This is a genomic window from Sanguibacter sp. Leaf3, from assembly GCF_001425965.1.
Lineage (GTDB): Bacteria > Actinomycetota > Actinomycetes > Actinomycetales > Cellulomonadaceae > Sanguibacter > Sanguibacter inulinus.
In genome coordinates, this window is record NZ_LMRH01000002.1 from 352715 (window position 1) to 370928 (window position 18214).

Consider the following 18214-nt stretch of genomic DNA (forward strand, 5'->3'; position numbering starts at 1 on the left):
CTCTCGCGTCCCGACCCGGACGCCACGACAGCCGTCGGCGTCCCGCGGCGGTCGACGACGATCGTCCCGGAGATCCAGGCGCTGCGTGCCCTCGCCGTCGCCGGGGTGGTGCTGTACCACCTGTGGCCGACTCTGCTGCCTGCTGGTTTTGTCGGTGTCGACGTCTTCTTCGTCATCTCCGGCTACCTCATCACCTCGCACATGATCGGCGAGGTCGAGCGGACCGGACGGCTCGGCCTCGCCCGCTTCTACGCCCGACGCGCCCGACGGATCTTGCCGGCCGCCACCCTCGTGGTCGTCTCCACGACAGTCGCGGCTCTCGCGCTGCTGCCCGAGCTCCGCTGGGCCGAGGTCACCCGCCAGGGCACGGCCTCGCTCCTGTGGGTGCAGAACTGGTTGCTCGCCTCCGACTCGGTCGACTATCTCGCCGAGGGCACGGCACCGAGCCCCTTCCAGCACTTCTGGTCTCTGTCGATCGAAGAGCAGTTCTACGTGGTCTGGCCCGTGCTGCTCGTCGCGCTGCTGTGGTGGCGTTCCCGGACCCGCACGGCACGCGCGGCCTCGGGATCTGCCGACGCCCGCAGAGCCGCTCTGACCCTGGTCCTGGTGCTGACCGTCGTCTCCTTCGCCTGCTCCGTGGTGATCACCCGGAGCGGCGACCCTGCGGCGTACTTCGTCAGCCACACCCGGTTCTGGGAGCTGGGCGTCGGTGCTCTGCTCGCGCTGAGCGCCCTGCGCACGCCCGGGGCTGCAGCCCGCGCCGTCTCTGCGTGGGTCGGTCTGCTGCTCATCGCCGGTGGCATGGTGCTCGTCCCGCTCGACGGCTTCCCGGGGGCCCTCGCGCTCGTCCCCACCGTGGGGGCCGTACTGGTGATCTTCTCCGCGCGCGCTGGCAGCACCCCGGCCGTCAGGCGCCTCAGCTCTGTCCGGCCGGTGCTGTGGCTGGGTGACGTCTCCTACTCGGTGTACCTGTGGCACTGGCCGCTCCTCGTCCTGGCCCCCTACGCGGTGGCTCGGCTGGTCGGGAGCTCGACCACGAGCGAGGCCTCGACCGTCGTCCTGGGCGTGGTGCTCGTCCTCTCGCTCGTCCTCGCGGGGGTGTCCCGCAGGGTCGTCGAGGTGCCCTTCCACCGAGGGCTCGCCCCGCAGGCCAGCGCTCGGCGGGTCCTCGCCGTCGCCGCAGCGGTGCTCCTGGTCAGTGTGGCTACCGTGCAGGTACCGGGGGCGCTCGGGGCCGCACGCGCCGAGGAGCGTTCGGCGCTGGCCGAGACCCTGCTCGCCTCGGCGCCGACGGAGCTGGGGGCCGGATCGCTCTCGTCGGCCGGGATCGTCTCCTTCGCCCCGGGCGACCCTGTGATCGTCCCGGCACCGGAGGACGCCCGCGACGAGCTCCCTGAGGGCGCTGAGGGGCGCTGCAAGGCGTCCGAGAGCCCCGAGCCCGCCCCACGCTGCGAGTTCGGTCCGGCAGATGCAGAGCACGTGGTCGCTCTCGTCGGCGACTCGCACGCCGAGCAGTACCTGCCAGCGCTCCAGGAGGTCGCCGAGCAGCAGGGTGTCCGGGTCGTCACGTACCTCCGCAGCAGCTGCCCGTACACGACTGCCCAGCCGGTCTCCGACGTGGAGCGTGACGGGGTCTGCGAGCGGTCGAACGAGGCAACCACCCAGGCGCTCCTCGACGACGCGAGCATCGACGTCGTCGTCACGTCCAACCGGACCGACGTGGACTTCGTCGTCGGTGACGGAGCTGTCGGGCCTGTCGAGGGCTTCGTCGAGGCCTGGACCGGGCTGGTCGACGAGGGCCTGCCGGTCGTCGTGCTCGCTGACAACCCCCAGATGCTCCAGGAGGACGCGACGACGGAGTGCGTGGTGGCCAACGCCGACGACCCGACGGTCTGCGCACGGCCTGCTGCGGAGGCACTGCCGCTCGACCTCCAGGTCGAGGCTGCGGCGGAGGCCGACGTGACGCTGGTCGACACCCTCGGCTGGTTCTGCGCCGACGACACCTGCCCGGCCGTCATCGGCAGCGTGCTGGTCTACCGCGACTACCACCACATCACGCCCGCGTACTCACGGACGCTCGCACCGCTGGTGTGGGAGAGCATCAGCGAGGTCGTCGACCCGGCCTCGGCCGGCTGAGAGAGCCGAGCGCGCCTCCGAGGCCGGTCCGGCCCCCCGGGTCAGAGGTCGTGCCTCGCAAGACCGCGGGGGCAGTCCCTCGAGAAGCGGAGGGGCGTCCAGACGGGTTGCCCAGGGGCCCGGGCAACCCGGCTGCGGCACCGTCGTCCAGACGACGAGAGCGGCCCCGACCTCGAAGGTCGGAACCGCTCTCGTGTCGTGCCGCCGTGGGTGCCGTCCGGGCTCCTGGCCCGCTCGTCAGCCGGCCGCGTCAGGTCTCAGGCGTTGCGGACGATCAGCGCGACGTTGTGGCCGCCGAAGCCGAAGGAGTTGTTGATCGCAGCGATGTCACCCTCGGGCAGCGCACGCGGGGTGTCGCGCACGAGGTCGATGTCGAGCTCGGGGTCCGGGTCGGACACGTTGATCGTGGGCGGGGCCGTCCGGTTGTGCACGGCGAGGACCGTGAAGACTGTCTCGAGCGCACCCGCGCCACCGAGCAGGTGACCGGTCATCGACTTCGTCGCCGAGAGCGCGACGTGGTCCGCCTCGTCGCCGAGGAGCGTGCGGATGGCGCGGGCCTCGATGAGGTCGCCGACCGAGGTCGACGTCGCGTGGGCGTTGACGTGCACGATGTCGCGCGTCGTCTGGTCGGCGTCGGCGAGAGCGGACCTCATGGCGGCGATCTGGCCACGACCCGTGGGCTCGGGGGAGGTGATGTGGTACGCGTCCGAGCTCAGGCCGACACCCGTGAGACGGGCGTAGACGCGGGCTCCGCGGGCTGCGGCGTGCTCGGCGCTCTCGAGGACGACGACAGCCGCACCCTCGCCGAGCACGAAGCCGTCACGGTTGACGTCGTAGGGCCGCGAGGCAGCCGCCGGGTCGTCGTTGCGGAGGGAGAGCGTGCGCGAGGCCGCGAAGGCCGCCAGGGGCATCGGGTGGATGGCTGCCTCGGTGCCACCGGCGACGACCACGTCGGCGCGACCGGAGCGAATCATCTCGATGCCGTAGCCGATGGCCTCGGCGCCCGAGGCGCACGCGGAGACGAGAGCGTGCGCGCCCGCACGGGCACCGATCTCGAGCTCGACGTAGGCCGTCGGGGAGTTCGGCATGAGCATGGGCACGGTCATGGGCAGCACACGACGGCCGCCGCGCTCGCGCAGCGTGTCCCACGCGTCGAGGGTCGTCCAGATGCCGCCGATGCCCGACGACACGACAGCGCCGATGCGCTCGGGGTCAGTGTCCGGGCTGCCGGCGTCGGCCCAGGCCTCGCGGGTCGCGATGATCGCGTACTGCGCGGACGGGTCCATGCGCTTGATCTCGGGGCGGGGGAGGACCTGGTCGGGGGTCACCTTGAGCTGCGCGGCGAAGTCCACGGCGATGCCGTACTTCTCGGCCCAGTCGTTGTCGAGGGTGCGTGCGCCGGACTCACCGGCCAGAGCGGCCTTCCAGGTGGACTCCACGTCGCCGCCGAGAGGCGTGGTGGCGCCGAGACCGGTGACGACGACATCGCGGGCGTTGCTCATGAAGTGCTCCTGGGTAACGGGGGGAGAGGGGCGAAGTGTGAGGGGCGGCGCCGGCGCGGGTGTGCTGCCAGGGCGACCGCTGGGCGCGGGGCCGGAGGTGAGACCTCCGACCCCGCGGTCAGGCGTTCGTCAGGCCTGAGCGCCGTTGATGAAGCTGACGGCGTCGCCGACGGTCGAGAGGTTCTTGACCTCGTCGTCGGGGATGGTGACGGAGAACTTGTCCTCGGCGTGCGTGACGATGGTCATCATCGAGAGCGAGTCGATGTCGAGGTCGTCCGTGAAGGACTTCTCCGACGTGACGGAGTCGGCCGGGAGGCCGGTCTCCTCGGCGACGATCTCGGCGAGGCCCGCGAGGATGTCCTGCTCGGTGTAAGCCATGGGTGTGTCTCCTTGTGTTGGTGAACTGCTGGGGGGTCGAGAAAGAGGTACTGGTGAAACCTACGGCAGGACGACGACCTGCGCGGCGTAGACGAGGCCGGCACCGAAGCCGATCTGCAGCGAGAGGTCGCCGGACTTCGCCTGGCCCTCGGCGAGCAGCCGGTCCGTCGCGAGCGGGATCGAGGCCGCCGACGTGTTGCCGGTGTCGGCGATGTCACGTCCGACGACAACCGTGTCGGGGAGCTTCAGCTGCTTGATGAACTGGTCGATGATCCGCATGTTGGCCTGGTGAGGCACGAACACCTGGATGTCGTCGGCCGTCACACCGGCGGCGTCGAGCGCCTGCTGGGCGACGACGGGCATCTGGAACGCGGCCCACTTGAAGACCGTCTGGCCCTCCTGGCGCAGCGTCGGCCAGCCGAGCTCGGGCTGGGTGCGCAGGTCCTGCCAGGAGTGTGTCTGACGGATCGTCTGGGCCTTCGAGCCGTCCGAGCCCCAGATGGTCGGGCCGATGCCGGGCGTGTCGGAGGGGCCGACGACTGCAGCGCCGGCGCCGTCGCCGAGGAGGAAGGAGATCGACCGGTCGGTCGGGTCGATGAAGTCGCTCATCTTCTCGGCACCGATGACGAGCACGTTGCGGGCGCCGCCGGACCTGACGAGCGCGTCGGCCTGCCCGATGCCGTAGGAGTACCCGGCGCAGGCGGCCGAGATGTCGAAGGCCGCTGCGGGCGTCGCGCCGATGCGGTCCGCGACGAGCGCGGCGCCGGCGGGCGTCTGGTGGAAGTACGTGACTGTCGAGAGGATCACGGCGTCGATCTCCTGCGCCGTGATGCCCGCGGCGGCGATCGCCTTGAGGGCGGCCTCCTCCGCGAGGTCGATGACCGTGACGTGGGCGTCCGAGCGGCGGCGGGTGATGATCCCGGTGCGCTGCTGGATCCACTCGTCGGAGGAGTCGATCGGGCCGGCGATGTCGTCGTTGGTGACGACGTTCGTGCCGCGCGCGGCGCCGAGGCCGAGGATGCGGGAGAACTCGGGACCTGTCGACTGCTTGATCTGGAGGGTCACTGCGCGTCCTCTGCGGTGGGGAGGGTGGTCGTGCCGGAGTGGCGGGCGACGAGGTCACGGGCTGCGTCGAGGTCGGCGGGCGACTTCACGGCGACGGTCTCGACACCGGGGAGCGCGCGGCGCGCCAGGCCTGTGAGCACCCCGCCCGGCATGAGCTCGAGCAGACCGGTGACACCGGCAGCCGCGAGGCTCTCCTGGCAGAGGTCCCAGCGGACCGGGGCGGTGATCTGCGCCGTGAGGCGGTCGAGCACGTCCCGGCCGCTGCCGAGGGGCAGCGAGGCGTCGTCGGCGATGCTCGCGTAGGACGCACCGTCGGCGTTCGACAGGAAGGTGACGCGCGGGTCGGCGGCGGCCCACCCGGCGGTCACCTCGGCGAAGGCGGCACGAGCCGACTCCATGAGGGGGGTGTGGAAGGCGCCGGCGACCTTGAGGGCGATGACACGCGCCTTGGCCGGCGGGTTCGCCGCGAAGGCCGCGAGGCCGTCCAGGGAACCGGCGGCGACCACCTGGCCGCCTCCGTTGACGTTGGCGGGCCAGAGCCCGGCTGCCTCGATCGCGGCGAGCACCTCGTCAGGGTCTCCGCCGAGCACGGCGGACATCCCCGAGGGGTTGGCGGCTGCGGCCTCGGCCATGACGGCGGCGCGGCGCGTCACGAGGGCGACGGCGCTCACGTCGTCGAGGACCCCGGCGACAGCCGCAGCGGCGAGCTCGCCGACCGAGTGGCCAGCCGTGACGTCGACGACGTCCGCGGCGTCACGGCCGTCGAGGACGGCGCGCAGCGCGATGATCGACGAGGCGACGATGAGTGGCTGGGCGACGCGCGTGTCACGGATGGCGTCGGCGTCGGCCTCGGTGCCGAGGGCACGCAGGTCGAGCCCGTCGGTCGAGAAGGAGGCGAGCTGGTCGGAGACACCCGGCAGCTCGAGCCACGGGGCGAGCATGGCGGGGGTCTGGGAGCCCTGTCCAGGGCACACGATGGCAAGCACGGTATTACTCTGCCCGATTCTCTGGGGGTCCGGGCCGTCACGACCCGCACGAAGTGTCTCTGCGGTCCTTGTGCACACCCTACAAGTGGAGGGTGCTCAGGCGGCCGAGCCGCTCACGGGTCGGTCGCCGACGGCTGGCCTCGGTGCGTGCGCTCTGGCCGTGGGCCGTGGCGCACGCACGCGAGGGTCAGCGCGCTGCGGCGAGCCTGCCGACGGCCAGGGCCACCTGCAGGACGAAGGACTCGCGCGCGTCGAGCGGGTCCCAGCCCGTGAGCTCGGCGACCTTGCGCAGGCGGTACCTCACGGTGTTGGGGTGCACGTAGAGGTCGCGCGCCGCGGCCTCGAGCGAGCGCCCGTTGCCGAGGTAGGCCGAGAGGGTGTCGAGGACCGAGCCCGTCGCCTCGGACAGCGGCGTGTAGGCCAGGCGCACGAGGGTGCGGCGCGCCTCGTGGTCTCCGGTGAGCAGACGCTCGGGCAGCAGCTCGTCGGCGAGCACCGGCCGCGGGGCCTGCGGCCACGCGGGCACCGCGCGCAGCCCGGCGAGGGCTGCGGTCGCCGAGCGCCAGGCGTCGTCGAGGTTCTGCATCGACGGACCGATGATGACCGGCCCGGGACCAAAGCGCGGGAGCAGCGAGTTCGCGACCCCGATGAGGTCGCCCTCGCCGCCGAGGACCAGCACCACACGGTCGCCCTGGATGCCGACGAGCACGTCGCAGGCGGCGCGGCTCGTGGCCCTGCGGAGCTCGGCCGCGCGGATGTCGTCGAGGGGGGAGACCGTCGTGCCGACCATGACGAGGACCTCGCCGAGGCCGGACCACCCGAGGGCGGAGACCCGTGACCGCAGCGAGTTGTCCTGGTCTCCGCGGATGATCGCGTCGACGACGAGCGCCTCGAGGCGGGCGTCCCACGCGCCGCGGACCTCGGCGGCGCGGGCGTAGACCTCGGCGGCCGAGAAGGCCACCTCGCGGGAGTACCGGAGCACTGCCTCGCGCAGGTCGCGCTCGCCGCCGGGGGCCGCGAGCTGGTCAGAGTGGGTCTCGACGACCTCCACGACGATCCGGACGAGCTGGAGCGTGTGCTGGAGCGAGATGGACCGCGTGAGGTCTGTCGGCGCCGCAGCGAAGATGTCCCCGACCCCGTGGGGTGTCATCGTCCGGTCGGCGTACCAGGTGACGAAGGACGTGATGCCGGACTGCGCGACGAGCCCTACCCACGACCGCTCGTCGGCCGGCAGGGCTCGGTACCAGGGGAGGTCTTCGTCGAGACGTCGCAGCGCGGCAGCGGTGAGCAGCCCGCTGCCGTCACGGACGCGTTGCAGGTTCGCGGCAGTCCCGGGGGTGCTGGCCGCCGGGACGTTCGCGTTCTGAGCAGCGGGTGGCATCCCCAGAGCATACGACCTGCGAGGTCGCAGGCGGGAGCAGAGTTGTGGGGAAGCGACAAAGGTGGGGCCCGTCCGACCTCGCGGTGACGGCCTCACGACTCGTGCCTGCGGGCGCGTCGCGAGCCTCTGACGAGGGCCGGTCACAGCCTTCCGACCGGTGCTCTCGGCCCTCACCGGCTATCGTCGGCGTATGGCACTCATGCCCAGACTCCGTCAGCTCATGCGCCGCAACCACTCGGCGTCCACGATCGGTACCCGTCGACCGACCAAGGGTGACCGCCGCGGCGACACCCTCCACGAGGACGCGCTGCGCGCGATGCTCGTCGACGACCCCAACAACATCCGCGCCTTCCAGGCGCTGTCCGAGGTGGTGCGCCGTCGTGCGGCGGACAGCACCCACAACGAAGACCCGCTCGCGGCCGAGGTCGCCGACCACGAGAAGCAGCGCGCTGCTGATCTCGCGGTGTGGGCCCTCGCCGAAGAGCTCGCGGGCAACCCGCGTGCCTGGTACCCGCTCGTCGAGCTGGCCCGGCTCTCCCTCGACGACGACCCTGAGGCAGCGATCCGTCGTCTCGCGACGGCCGCAGACCGGGACCCGAGCGGCGAGGCTCTCGTCGAGGCCATCTCGACGCTCCGTGATGCCGGTCAGCCCGTCGAGGGGCTCGGGCTCGGTGTCGGCCACTGGCGCGCGAAGGAGCACACGCCCGAGGTCGGCCGTCAGGTGGTCCTGGCAGCCCTCGAGGCCGACAGGCTCTTCGACGCCCGTCACCACCTCGACTCGCTCTCGTACAGCCCCGACAAGCGCGCCGTCGCGAAGATCCGTCCGGAGCTCGAGAAGGCCATCGCCCAGGCCGAGCAGAAGCTCTCCGGGACCTGAGACTCTGATGGCTCAGCTCGGCCGCGGTAGCTCCGCCGGCCAGCTGGGTCGGCTGGTTTTGATGTCCGGGTAGGCAAACGTGCGAGATCGGCACTTCGGAGCGAGATCGGTCCTTATGAGGGTCGATCTCGCTCCGAAGTGCCGATCTCGTCGTGCGTGAGCGGGCTCGGGCATGCCCGGTGCCCGGCACGGACGCAGAAGGCCCGCATCCTCCGAGGAGGGTGCGGGCCTTCGCGCTGTCAGCGGGGACCGGTCAGGCGTCGCCGCCCGCGTTGCCGGAGGTGCCGGCGTTCACGTCGTGGAGCTTGTACTTCTCGATCGCCTGGGCGGCTGCCTCAGCGGGGACCTCGCCGCGCTTGGCGAGCTGCTGGAGCGTGCGCACGACGACCGAGGGGCCGTCGATCTTGAAGTAGCGGCGTGCTGCTGCGCGGGTGTCGGAGAAGCCGAAGCCGTCCGCACCGAGCACCGCGTAGTCGCCCGGGACCCACTGGCGGACCTGGTCGGGCACGAGGTGGTCGAAGTCGCTCGTGGCCACGAACGGACCCTGGGCGTCCTTGAGCCTCTCCGTGAGGTACGCCTCGCGGGCCGGCTCGGACGGGTTGAGGAAGTTGTGCTGCTCGGCGGCGAGACCGTCGCGGCGCAGCTCGTTCCAGCTCGTCACAGACCACACGTCGGCCTGGACTCCCCAGTCCTTGGACAGGAGCTCCTTGGCCTCGAGGGCCCATGGCACACCCACGCCGGACGCGAGGATCTGGGCCCGGGGGCCCTCGCCCTCGGCGGTCGCGACCTTGTGGATGCCGCGCAGGATGCCCTCGACGTCCACGTCCTCCGGCTCGGCCGGCTGGACCATCGGCTCGTTGTACACCGTGAGGTAGTACATGACGTTCTGGTCGCGGGACTCGTCGGTGCCGTACATGCGCTGCATGCCGTCGCGGACGATGTGGCGCAGCTCGTAGCCGTAGGCCGCGTCGTACTGGACGATCGCGGTGTTCGTGCCGGCGATGAGCGGCGAGTGGCCGTCGGCGTGCTGCAGACCCTCACCCGTGAGGGTCGTGCGGCCTGCGGTCGCGCCGATGATGAACCCGCGGGTGAGCTGGTCGCCTGCGGCCCAGAACTGGTCGCCCGTCCGCTGGAACCCGAACATCGAGTAGAAGATGTAGAACGGGACGGTGACCTCGCCGTGCGTGGCGTACGAGGTGCCCACGGCCTGGAAGGCCGCAGCCGAGCCGGCCTCGTTGATGCCCGTGTGCAGGATCTGCCCGGCCTCGGACTCCTTGTAGGAGAGCATGAGGTCGCGGTCCACAGCCAGGTAGTTCTGCCCCTGGGTGTTGAAGATCTTCGCGGACGGGAAGATCGAGTCCAGACCGAAGGTGCGGGCCTCGTCGGGGATGATCGGCACGATGCGCTTGCCGAACTCCTTGTCCTTGATGAGGTCCTTGAGCAGGCGCACGAAGGCCTGCGTCGTGGCGACCTCCTGCGTGCCCGACCCCTTCTTGAGGATGTCGTAGCGCGAGGCGTCCGGGAGCGTGACCGGGGTCGACACCGAGCGACGCTCGGGGACGAATCCACCCAGCTTCTTGCGGCGGTCCAGCATGTACTGGATCTCCGGAGCGTCAGCACCCGGGTGGTAGTACGGGGGTGCGTACGGGTCGGCGTCGAGCTGCTCGTCCGTGATCGGGATGTGCAGCGAGTCGCGGAGGGTCTTCAGGTCCGCGAGGGCGACCTTCTTCATCTGGTGCGTGGAGTTGCGGCCGGCGAAGCCGGAACCGAGACCGTAGCCCTTGATGGTGTGCGCGAGGATGACCGTCGGCTGGCCGGTGTGGGCCGTCGCCGCCGCGTACGCCGCGTAGAGCTTGCGGTAGTCGTGGCCACCACGCTTGAGAGCCCAGATGTCGTCGTCGGAGAGGTTCTCCACGAGCTGCTTGGTGCGCGGGTCGCGACCGAAGAAGTGCTCACGGATGAACGCGCCGTCCTCGGCACGGTACGTCTGGTAGTCGCCGTCGGGCGTCTCGTTCATGAGGTTGACGAGAGCGCGGTCCTTGTCGGCGTTGAGCAGCACGTCCCACTCGCGGCCCCAGATCACCTTGATGACGTTCCAGCCGGCGCCGCGGAACTGCGCCTCGAGCTCCTGGATGATCTTGCCGTTGCCACGGACCGGGCCGTCGAGGCGCTGCAGGTTGCAGTTGACCACGAAGGTGAGGTTGTCGAGCTGCTGCTGGGCAGCGAGCTGCAGCATGCCGCGGCTCTCGGGCTCGTCCATCTCGCCGTCGCCGAGGAAGGCCCAGACGTTCTGCTGGCTGGTGTCCTTGATCCCGCGGTTGTGCAGGTAGCGGTTGGTCCACGCCTGGTAGATCGCCGACGCCGGGCCGAGGCCCATCGAGACCGTCGGGAACTCCCAGAAGTCGGGCATCTGGCGCGGGTGCGGGTACGACGGCAGGCCGCCGCCCTCGTGCGAGTGCTCCTGGCGGAACCCGTCGAGGTCCTCCGCCGAGAGGCGACCCTCGAGGAAGGCGCGCGAGTACACACCGGGGGAGGCGTGACCCTGGAAGTAGATGTGGTCTCCGCCGCCCGGGTGGTCCTTGCCGCGGAAGAAGTGGTTGAGGCCGACCTCGTACAGCGTCGCGACGGACGCGTAGGACGAGATGTGCCCGCCGACGGCGATGCCGGGGCGCTGGGCGCGCGTCACCATGACGGCGGCGTTCCAGCGGTTCCAGGAGCGGTACTTGCGCTCCATGACCTCGTCGCCGGGGAAGTACGGCTCCTCGTGGACACCGATGGTATTCACGTAGGGGGTGTTGATCGAGGTCGGGATGGCGACGTTGCGCTCCCGAGCCCGCTTCAGCAGGTTGAGCAGGATGTACCGAGCCCGCGGCCCGCCACGCTCCTCGAGCAGCCCGTCGAAGGAGTCGATCCACTCCGAGGTCTCAGAGGGGTCGATATCAGGGACTTGGCTCAACAGGCCGTTGATCAACGGCCTCGTCTCGTCATGCGTTGCCACCAGCAACCTCACATCGTGTTCAGAGCATTGTGGGGCGGTGTGCCCCGTCGCTCGCCTGGCCCGGTCGTCGCTCCCTCGCGCTCGTGTGTGCTGCGCGCAAAGGCTTCGTCAACTCCGGTCGATCCGTCCATTCTCATCGCATCGCGAGGGGTAAAGCCACCTGCCGGGCTGTGGAGAGCACGTGACGTTCGTGACAGCGGGTGTTCTGGGGCGGTCTGCGGTGATTCTGCGCCTGAGGCGTGGGCTGCGGACCCGTCGGCGCGCCCGGGCTCCCCGGGTCGGGCGGCACCTCGAGAGGGGCGATCTGCTTGCCAGGTGGGCGACACGTTCGCGATCCTTGAGGCATACCGGGAGCGACGTGGCGTGAGGTGGGCTACGTTTGCCACCATCGATCTATCCGGCGCGGACCTGCGACCGGCACTCGCGTGAAGGGAACGACATCACCGTGGTAGCGACCACTGAGCCTCAAGATGCGGACCGTCTCGGTTTCGCCTCAGGGCTCGTTGTCCAGGAGTTCGGCTGGGGCGAGGACGTCGACGACGACCTCCGAGAGGCCATCGAGGAGATCACGCAGACCGATCTTGTCGACGAGGACTACGACGACGTCTGCGACGGGGTCATCCTCTGGTGGCGCGAAGACGACGGTGACCTCACCGACGCCCTCGTCGACGTCCAGACCGTCCTCGACGACGGCGGGATCATCTGGATCTTCACGCCCAAGCCCGGACGCGAGGGCCACGTGGGTCACAGCGACATCCAGGAAGCCGGCACCACGGCAGGCCTGCACGCCACGACCACCTTCGCGATCGCACCCGACTGGGCGGCGACCAAGCTCGCCACCCGCGGCCGCGGCAAGTGAACCAGACGACCAGCACGGAAGACGTCGCAGCCACCGTCGTCGGTGACCTCGCTCCCGACTTCGAGCTGAAGGACACGCACGGCACCCCCGTGCGCCTCAGCGCACTGCGCGGCACACCCGTGCTGGTCGTGTTCTACCCCTTCGCCTTCTCGGGCATCTGCACAGGAGAGCTGTGCGAGCTCCGCGACAACCTGTCGTCTCTCGAGACGGCCGGGGTGCGGCTGCTCGCGATCTCCTGCGACGCGATGTACTCGCTCAAGGCGTGGTCCGAGCAGGAGGGCTTCGGCTTCGACCTGCTGTCGGACTTCTGGCCGCACGGTGAGGCTGCCCGGGCGTACGGCGTCTTCGACGCGGAGCGCGGGCGGTCGGTGCGGGGGAGCTTCCTCGTCGACGCCGAGGGTGTCGTGCGGTGGGCTGTCGTCAACGGCAGCGGGGAGCGACGGGACCTCTCGGGGTACCTCGAGGCTGTCGCGGCGCTCTGACGGCACCGAGGCGGTGCTGCTCGGCTGCTGCGACGCCTCAGTCTGTCCGGCATCGCCAGTCGGGTGACGAGAGGTACTGATCGTCGTACGGGTGGTGGCTGCCGCAGAGCCGTCCGACCAGGTAGTGTGTCGACCGCTCGTTCAAGGGCCTGTAGCTCAGCTGGTTAGAGCGCCACGCTTACACCGTGGATGTCGGGGGTTCGAGTCCCTCCGGGCCCACCATCACGTCGTGCTCGATCCACTGGCCTGCTCCGAACGTCCGGAAGTCGCCCTTGGTGATGTCGGCACAGAAGCCGAGGACCGCTGGACCGCCGACGAACCGGACGTGTCCGGAGCGGCCTTCGCCGCCGGAGGACGTCACGAGGCTCTCACTGAGCTCCAGGATGTCAATCGCTCACTGCGCTTGTGGTGATCGTGCCGGAGAAGAGCTGCCGAGACCTGGTCTGCCGACGTACAATATCCTGTACCCAGGAGGTGCTCGTGAAGACCATGACCTACTCGCACTCCCGTGCGCACTACGCAGAGACTCTCGACGCGGTCCTCGACGACCGGGAGGAGGTCGTCATCACCAGGGCTGGGCGTGAGCCCGTGGTGATCGTGTCCTTGGCGGACTACGAGTCGCTCAAGGAGACCGCGTACCTCCTGCAGAACCCGGCGAACGCGCGGCGGTTGCTGTCGTCGATCGAGAGGCTCGAGTCAGGCCAGGGGGCCGAGGGCGAGCTGCTCGAGTGAGGTACGTGTGGGACCAGGATGCCTGGTCCGACTACCTCTACTGGCAAGGTCAGGACCGACGCGTCCTCCGGCGGATCAACGATCTGCTCCGGGACATCGCCCGCGGTGCCGCAGACGACTCCCCGAATGTCGGCATCGGCAAGCCCGAAGCCCTCAAGCACGGGCTGCACGGCTACTGGTCGCGACGCATCACGGACGAGCACCGGCTCGTCTACAAGGTGGTCGGAGACGAGATACGTGTCGCCGCATGCCGGTTCCACTACTCCTCCTGACCGTCTCGACCCACCGCGTGCCGGACGGCGTGGGTGCTGCCGGGAACTCCTCGACGAGGTCTTGACCCCGTAGCTCGCGGACGTGACGGGCTGTCTCTCTACGGTCGATCGGATCGAGTCGCCAGTCTCGATCAGAGAGACGTGCCGGTTGAGCGCTGTCGACGGACCCGGATAGTGTTCATCGTTGAACACGGCGACGACGCCCTGGCTCTCCCTGCTCTGACCTGCGGCGTGATCTGCTGCCGTGGCCTCGGGAGTCGTCGCTGACACCGACGTCTGAGGAGCCCACGTGACCCGTCACGACACCGTCAGCCTGCCGACCGGGACCGTCCCCGCGAGGTTCCGCCCGCCGACCGGATCGTCGGATGCCGCCTCGGTGAGTCTTGACGGTCCTTGGCGCTTCCGGCTGTTCCCGTCGGCCGACACCGGTGCAGACCCGGCGGACCGTGGCGACGGCTGGGACACCATCGAGGTCCCCGGACACTGGCAGCTCGCCGGTGCGCCGGACGCCTGGCCCTACAGCACCCCGGCGTACAGCAACGTGCTCTACCCCTTCCCGGTCGAGCCGCCCTTCGTCCCGGACGCCAACCCGACGGGGGAGTACCGCCGCACCTTCGAGCTCCCCGAGCGGTGGGCGACCGGCGGGCGCGCCTACCTGCGGTTCGAAGGTGTCGACTCGTGGTTCGAGGTGTCGCTCAACGGGACACCGATCGCCACCTCCCACGGCTCCCGTCTGCCCACGGAGATCGACATCACCGACGTCGCCGTCCCGGGCGAGAACCTGCTCGCGGTGCGCGTGACGCAGTGGTCGGCGCTCAGCTATGTCGAGGACCAGGACCAGTGGTGGCTGTCGGGGATCTTCCGTAGCGTCACGCTCGAGCACCGTCCGGAGGCTGGTGTCGCGCACGCCCGCGTGCTCGCGGACTTCGACCACCTCACCGGCACGGGGTCGTTGACCGTGGACGTCGAGGGAGCGACCGGCGGACGCGTCACCGTGCCCGAGCTCGGGATCGACGTCGCTGCGGGGGAGACCGCCACGGCGACCGTCGAGCCCTGGAGCGCCGAGCGCCCGCGGCTCTACGACGTCATCGTCACAGCACCGGGGGAGACCATCACGCTTCGCGCCGGCTTCCGCACCGTGTCCATCGAGGACGGCGTCTTCCTCGTCAACGGTGCCCCCGTGAAGCTCCGCGGCGTCAACCGTCACGAGTTCGACCCGCTGCGCGGACGGGCTGTGACACCCGAGCGCATGCTCGAGGACGTGCTCCTCATGAAGCGCCACAACGTCAACGCGGTCCGCACCAGCCACTATCCGCCGCACCCGCACTTCCTCGACCTCTGCGACGAGCACGGGCTGTACGTCGTCGACGAGAACGACCTCGAGACCCACGGCTTCATCGACGGGGGATGGACCGGCAACCCCGTGGACGACCCTGCGTGGGAAGACGTCCTCGTCGACCGCGCGACCCGCACGGTGCGCCGCGACGCCCACCACCCGAGCATCGTCCTGTGGTCCCTCGGCAACGAGGCCGGGAGCGGTCGCAACGTCAGCGCCATGGCGGCTGCGGTGCGCGCGCTCGACCCCACCCGCCCGGTCCACTACGAGGGCGACTGGTCCTCCGACGACGTCGACGTCTACTCCCGCATGTACGCCACGAGCGAGGAGACCGAGCTCATCGGGCAGGGCATCGAGGCACCGCTCGCCCGCGCCGAGGCCGATGCCCGCCGCCGGCAGATGCCCTTCGTGCAGTGCGAGTACGCGCACGCGATGGGCAACGGCCCGGGTGGTCTGAGCGACTACGACGCGATCTTCGACCGCTATCCGCGGCTCATGGGCGGGTTCATCTGGGAGTGGATCGACCACGGCCTCACGCGCCGCGACGCCGACGGCACAGAGTTCGCGGCCTACGGCGGGGACTTCGGCGAGGCCTTCCACGACGGCACCTTCATCGCCGACGGTCTGGTGCTGCCCGACAGGACGCCCGCCCCGTCGCTGATCGAGGTGGCGGCGGTCTTCGCGCCCGTCCGGATCGACGAGGTCCCGGGTGGTGACGCGCTGCTCGTCCGGAACCGCTACGCCTTCCGGGACACCTCGCACCTGACCTTCGAGTGGTCGCTGCACCACGGCGACGACGTCCTCGCCTCGGGCACGTTCGAGGACCTCCGGCTCGCGCCGGGGGAGGAGACGATCGTCCGCCCACCGACCGACCTGCCGCTGCCGACGCCAGACCACACACCGACGTGGTGGACCCTGCGAGCCGTCCAGCACACGGCCGACGCGCTCGACGAGTCGTGGTTTGACGACGCGGCCGGACCCTTCGTCGTCTCGGCCGGGCAGGTCACGGTGACGCCGGCAGTTGCCCAGCCCGTCGCGACAGGTCGGGCGCACCAGGCAGCCGACGGCATCGTGACCGTCGGGCATGCGCGCTTCGACGCGCGTGGCACCTTGCTCGAGCTGCACGGTCGCCCGGTCGCCGAGCTGCGCGTCGACGCGTGGCGGGCACCGACCGACAACGACCGCCGCGAGGGCAGCTGGACCGATCTCTCCGACGAGAGCGTGTGGAAGGAGAGCGGGCTGCACCTGCTCGCGGAGCGGAAGATCTCCGCCGAGATCACCGACGACGGTGCGTTCGTCGTCACCGCACGGACCGCGGGACCGCGGACGCGCAACGGATTCCGGACCGTGTACACCTGGCGACCGGTCGCCGACGGCTCCGACGACGTCGACCTCCACGTGTCGATCGTCCCGGAGGGACGCTGGGGCCAGAGCATCGCGCGCCTCGGTGTGCTGCTCGTGCTCGACGAGCCTGGTGCCGAAGACGTCGAAGTGCGCTGGCACGGCCTCGGGCCTGAGGAGTCCTACTCCGACTCTCGCGTCGCCGCGGTCGGCGGTTCTTACGTGCACACGGTGCGCGAGCTGCAGACGCGATACACGCACCCGCAGGAGAACGGCGCGCGGCGTGGTGTCACGCACGCTGCGCTGCGGTTCCCCGACGGCTCTGACCTCACGCTCGACGCGAGCCCCAGCCGGCTGGGCGGACGAAGCGTGACCGGGGTCGAGCTCTCGCTGCGACCCTGGTCGGACTCCGCCCTCGACGCGGCCGCGCACCCGCACGACCTCGTCCCGGACGGGAAGCTCTGGATGCACCTCGACGCCGCCCAGCACGGACTCGGCAGCGCGGCCTGCGGGCCAGGTGTGCTGCCGAACGCGCGGCTGCGTGCGACGACGGCTGAGGTGTCCGTGCGGTTCGTGTCGCGACAGGGCTGAGGACCCAGCTCCACCACCCCGCACCACAGGCCGGACGGCCGCCCCGCGCGACTGTCCGGCCTCATAGGATCAGGACATCCCCGCCACAAGGAGAACTCTGCGATGAAGCACACTTGGCGCTGGTTCGGGCCCACCGACCCGATCACCCTGGCCGAGGTCCGGCAGACCGGCGCGACGGGCATCGTCACCGCCTTGCACCACCTGCCCAACGGGGCGGTGTGGCCCGTCGAGGAGATCCGGGCGCGCCAGCAGGAGATCGAGGCGGCCGGGCTCACCTGGTCGGTCGTCGAGAGCGTGCCCGTCCACGAGGACATCAAGACAGGCGGCCCGCGCCGCGACGAGGCCGTCGCCGCGTACCAGCAGTCGCTGCGCAACCTCGCGGCCTGCGGGCTCGACACGGTCTGCTACAACTTCATGCCCGTCCTCGACTGGACCCGCACCGAGCTCGCCTTCCCGATGCCCGACGGCGCCCTCGCGCTGCGCTTCGACGCGACGGCGCTCGCGGCCTTCGAGCTCTTCGAGCTGCGCCGTCCCGGCGCGGAGGCCGACTACACCGACGCCCAGCTGGAACGAGCCTCTGCGCTGCACGCCTCCCTCGACGCCGACGCGCGAGCCCGACTGCAGGCGACGATCCTCGCCGGGCTCCCCGGGGCTGAAGAGCACTACGACCTCGTGCGGTTCCGCGAGGCGCTCGCCACCTACGACGACGTGCCGGCCGAACGGCTGCGCACCCACCTCGCGGAGTTCTTGCAGGCCGTCGTCCCCGTCGCCGAAGAGGTCGGCGTACGGATGGCGATCCACCCCGACGACCCGCCCCGGCCGATGTTCGGGCTGCCGCGCGTGGTCTCGACCGCTGACGACGCCCAGCAGGTGCTCGACGCTGCGCCCTCGCCGAGCGACGGGTTGACGATGTGCGTCGGGTCGTACGGGTCCCGTGCGGACAACGACGTCTCTGCGATGACGACGCGCTTCGCCGAGGACATCCACTTCGCGCACCTGCGCAGCGTGCTGCTCGACCCGGACGGGTCCTTCACCGAGGCGCCGCACCTCGACGGTGACGCCGACATGGTCGACATCATCACCACCCTGGTGGTCGAGGAAGAGCGGCGCGGCGAGCAGATCCCGATGCGGCCCGACCACGGTCACGTGCTGCTCGACGACGCGAGGCGCGTCACGAACCCTGGCTATTCGCTCGTCGGGCGGCTGCGCGGGCTCGCTGAGCTGCGCGGCGTCGAGCGGGCGGTCCGGCGGTCGCTCGGGCTGGCCTGAGCCGTGCCC

The 18214-nt window shown here is 70.5% G+C and carries 15 protein-coding genes and 1 tRNA gene; 10 read left to right on the forward strand and 6 right to left on the reverse strand.

The features are described 5' to 3' along the window. The first annotated feature begins 81 nt into the window (after positions 1–81). Positions 82–2136, forward strand: coding sequence for an acyltransferase family protein (locus ASG53_RS09015; protein WP_268793429.1), 2055 nt, complete (start codon positions 82–84; stop codon positions 2134–2136). Positions 2137–2393: 257 nt separating this feature from the next. On the opposite strand, the gene ASG53_RS09020 is transcribed toward ASG53_RS09015, so the two are convergent. The 5 genes from ASG53_RS09020 to ASG53_RS09040 all read right to left on the reverse strand — a co-directional run bounded on the left by ASG53_RS09020 (position 2394) and on the right by ASG53_RS09040 (position 7448). Next, positions 2394–3638 carry a beta-ketoacyl-[acyl-carrier-protein] synthase family protein gene (locus tag ASG53_RS09020; protein ID WP_056131740.1) on the reverse strand — a complete coding sequence of 415 codons (1245 nt, stop codon included), beginning with the start codon at positions 3636–3638 and terminating at the stop codon, positions 2394–2396. Positions 3639–3767: 129 nt separating this feature from the next. Beyond that, on the reverse strand, positions 3768–4016 hold the full coding sequence (locus ASG53_RS09025; protein ID WP_012866416.1) for an acyl carrier protein: 249 nt from the start codon (positions 4014–4016) through the stop codon (positions 3768–3770). 60 nt (positions 4017–4076) lie between these two features. Further along, positions 4077–5081 carry a beta-ketoacyl-ACP synthase III gene (locus tag ASG53_RS09030; RefSeq protein WP_056131743.1) on the reverse strand — a complete coding sequence of 335 codons (1005 nt, stop codon included), beginning with the start codon at positions 5079–5081 and terminating at the stop codon, positions 4077–4079. Beyond that, the gene (locus tag ASG53_RS09035; RefSeq protein ID WP_056131745.1) at positions 5078–6067 is read right to left on the reverse strand and encodes an ACP S-malonyltransferase; all 990 of its coding nucleotides are present in this window, start codon (positions 6065–6067) and stop codon (positions 5078–5080) included. The genes ASG53_RS09030 and ASG53_RS09035 overlap by 4 nt, the downstream gene beginning before the upstream one ends. Before the next feature lie 187 nt (positions 6068–6254). Next, the gene (locus ASG53_RS09040) at positions 6255–7448 is read right to left on the reverse strand and encodes a PucR family transcriptional regulator (RefSeq protein WP_056131748.1); all 1194 of its coding nucleotides are present in this window, start codon (positions 7446–7448) and stop codon (positions 6255–6257) included. Between the two features lie 190 nt (positions 7449–7638). Here ASG53_RS09040 and ASG53_RS09045 point away from each other — a divergent pair, with 190 nt between their 5' ends. Further along, a complete protein-coding gene (locus tag ASG53_RS09045) occupies positions 7639–8325 on the forward strand; it encodes a hypothetical protein (protein WP_056131752.1) in 687 nt (228 codons plus the stop codon). A 253-nt stretch (positions 8326–8578) separates the two neighbouring features. Here the strand turns inward: ASG53_RS09045 and aceE are convergent, their stop codons facing one another. Then, positions 8579–11323, reverse strand: a complete 2745-nt coding sequence (gene aceE / locus ASG53_RS09050; protein WP_056131756.1) for a pyruvate dehydrogenase (acetyl-transferring), homodimeric type — start codon at positions 11321–11323, stop codon at positions 8579–8581. Positions 11324–11768: 445 nt separating this feature from the next. Between aceE and ASG53_RS09055 the strand changes: the two genes are divergently transcribed. The 8 genes from ASG53_RS09055 (at position 11769) to uxuA (ending at position 18205) form a co-directional block, all read left to right on the forward strand. After that, positions 11769–12182: a DUF3052 domain-containing protein gene (locus tag ASG53_RS09055; protein WP_056131759.1), complete on the forward strand. Its 414-nt coding sequence runs from the start codon at positions 11769–11771 to the stop codon at positions 12180–12182. Continuing rightward, positions 12179–12664, forward strand: a complete 486-nt coding sequence (locus tag ASG53_RS09060) for a peroxiredoxin (RefSeq protein ID WP_056131762.1) — start codon at positions 12179–12181, stop codon at positions 12662–12664. Before ASG53_RS09055 ends, ASG53_RS09060 begins: the two co-directional genes overlap by 4 nt. A 145-nt stretch (positions 12665–12809) precedes the next feature. Then, positions 12810–12886: transfer RNA gene (locus ASG53_RS09065), tRNA-Val, on the forward strand. 7 nt (positions 12887–12893) lie between these two features. After that, positions 12894–13076, forward strand: coding sequence for a hypothetical protein (locus ASG53_RS19835; RefSeq protein WP_156382728.1), 183 nt, complete (start codon positions 12894–12896; stop codon positions 13074–13076). Between the two features lie 77 nt (positions 13077–13153). Then, the gene (locus ASG53_RS09070; RefSeq protein WP_218928379.1) at positions 13154–13396 is read left to right on the forward strand and encodes a type II toxin-antitoxin system Phd/YefM family antitoxin; all 243 of its coding nucleotides are present in this window, start codon (positions 13154–13156) and stop codon (positions 13394–13396) included. Beyond that, positions 13393–13668, forward strand: a complete 276-nt coding sequence (locus ASG53_RS09075; RefSeq protein ID WP_056131764.1) for a Txe/YoeB family addiction module toxin — start codon at positions 13393–13395, stop codon at positions 13666–13668. Before ASG53_RS09070 ends, ASG53_RS09075 begins: the two co-directional genes overlap by 4 nt. A 289-nt stretch (positions 13669–13957) precedes the next feature. Continuing rightward, on the forward strand, positions 13958–16936 hold the full coding sequence (locus ASG53_RS09080; protein WP_056131767.1) for a glycoside hydrolase family 2 TIM barrel-domain containing protein: 2979 nt from the start codon (positions 13958–13960) through the stop codon (positions 16934–16936). Between the two features lie 102 nt (positions 16937–17038). Next, complete coding sequence (gene uxuA / locus ASG53_RS09085; protein WP_056131770.1) at positions 17039–18205, forward strand: mannonate dehydratase; 1167 nt, start codon at positions 17039–17041, stop codon at positions 18203–18205. Positions 18206–18214 lie beyond the last annotated feature (9 nt).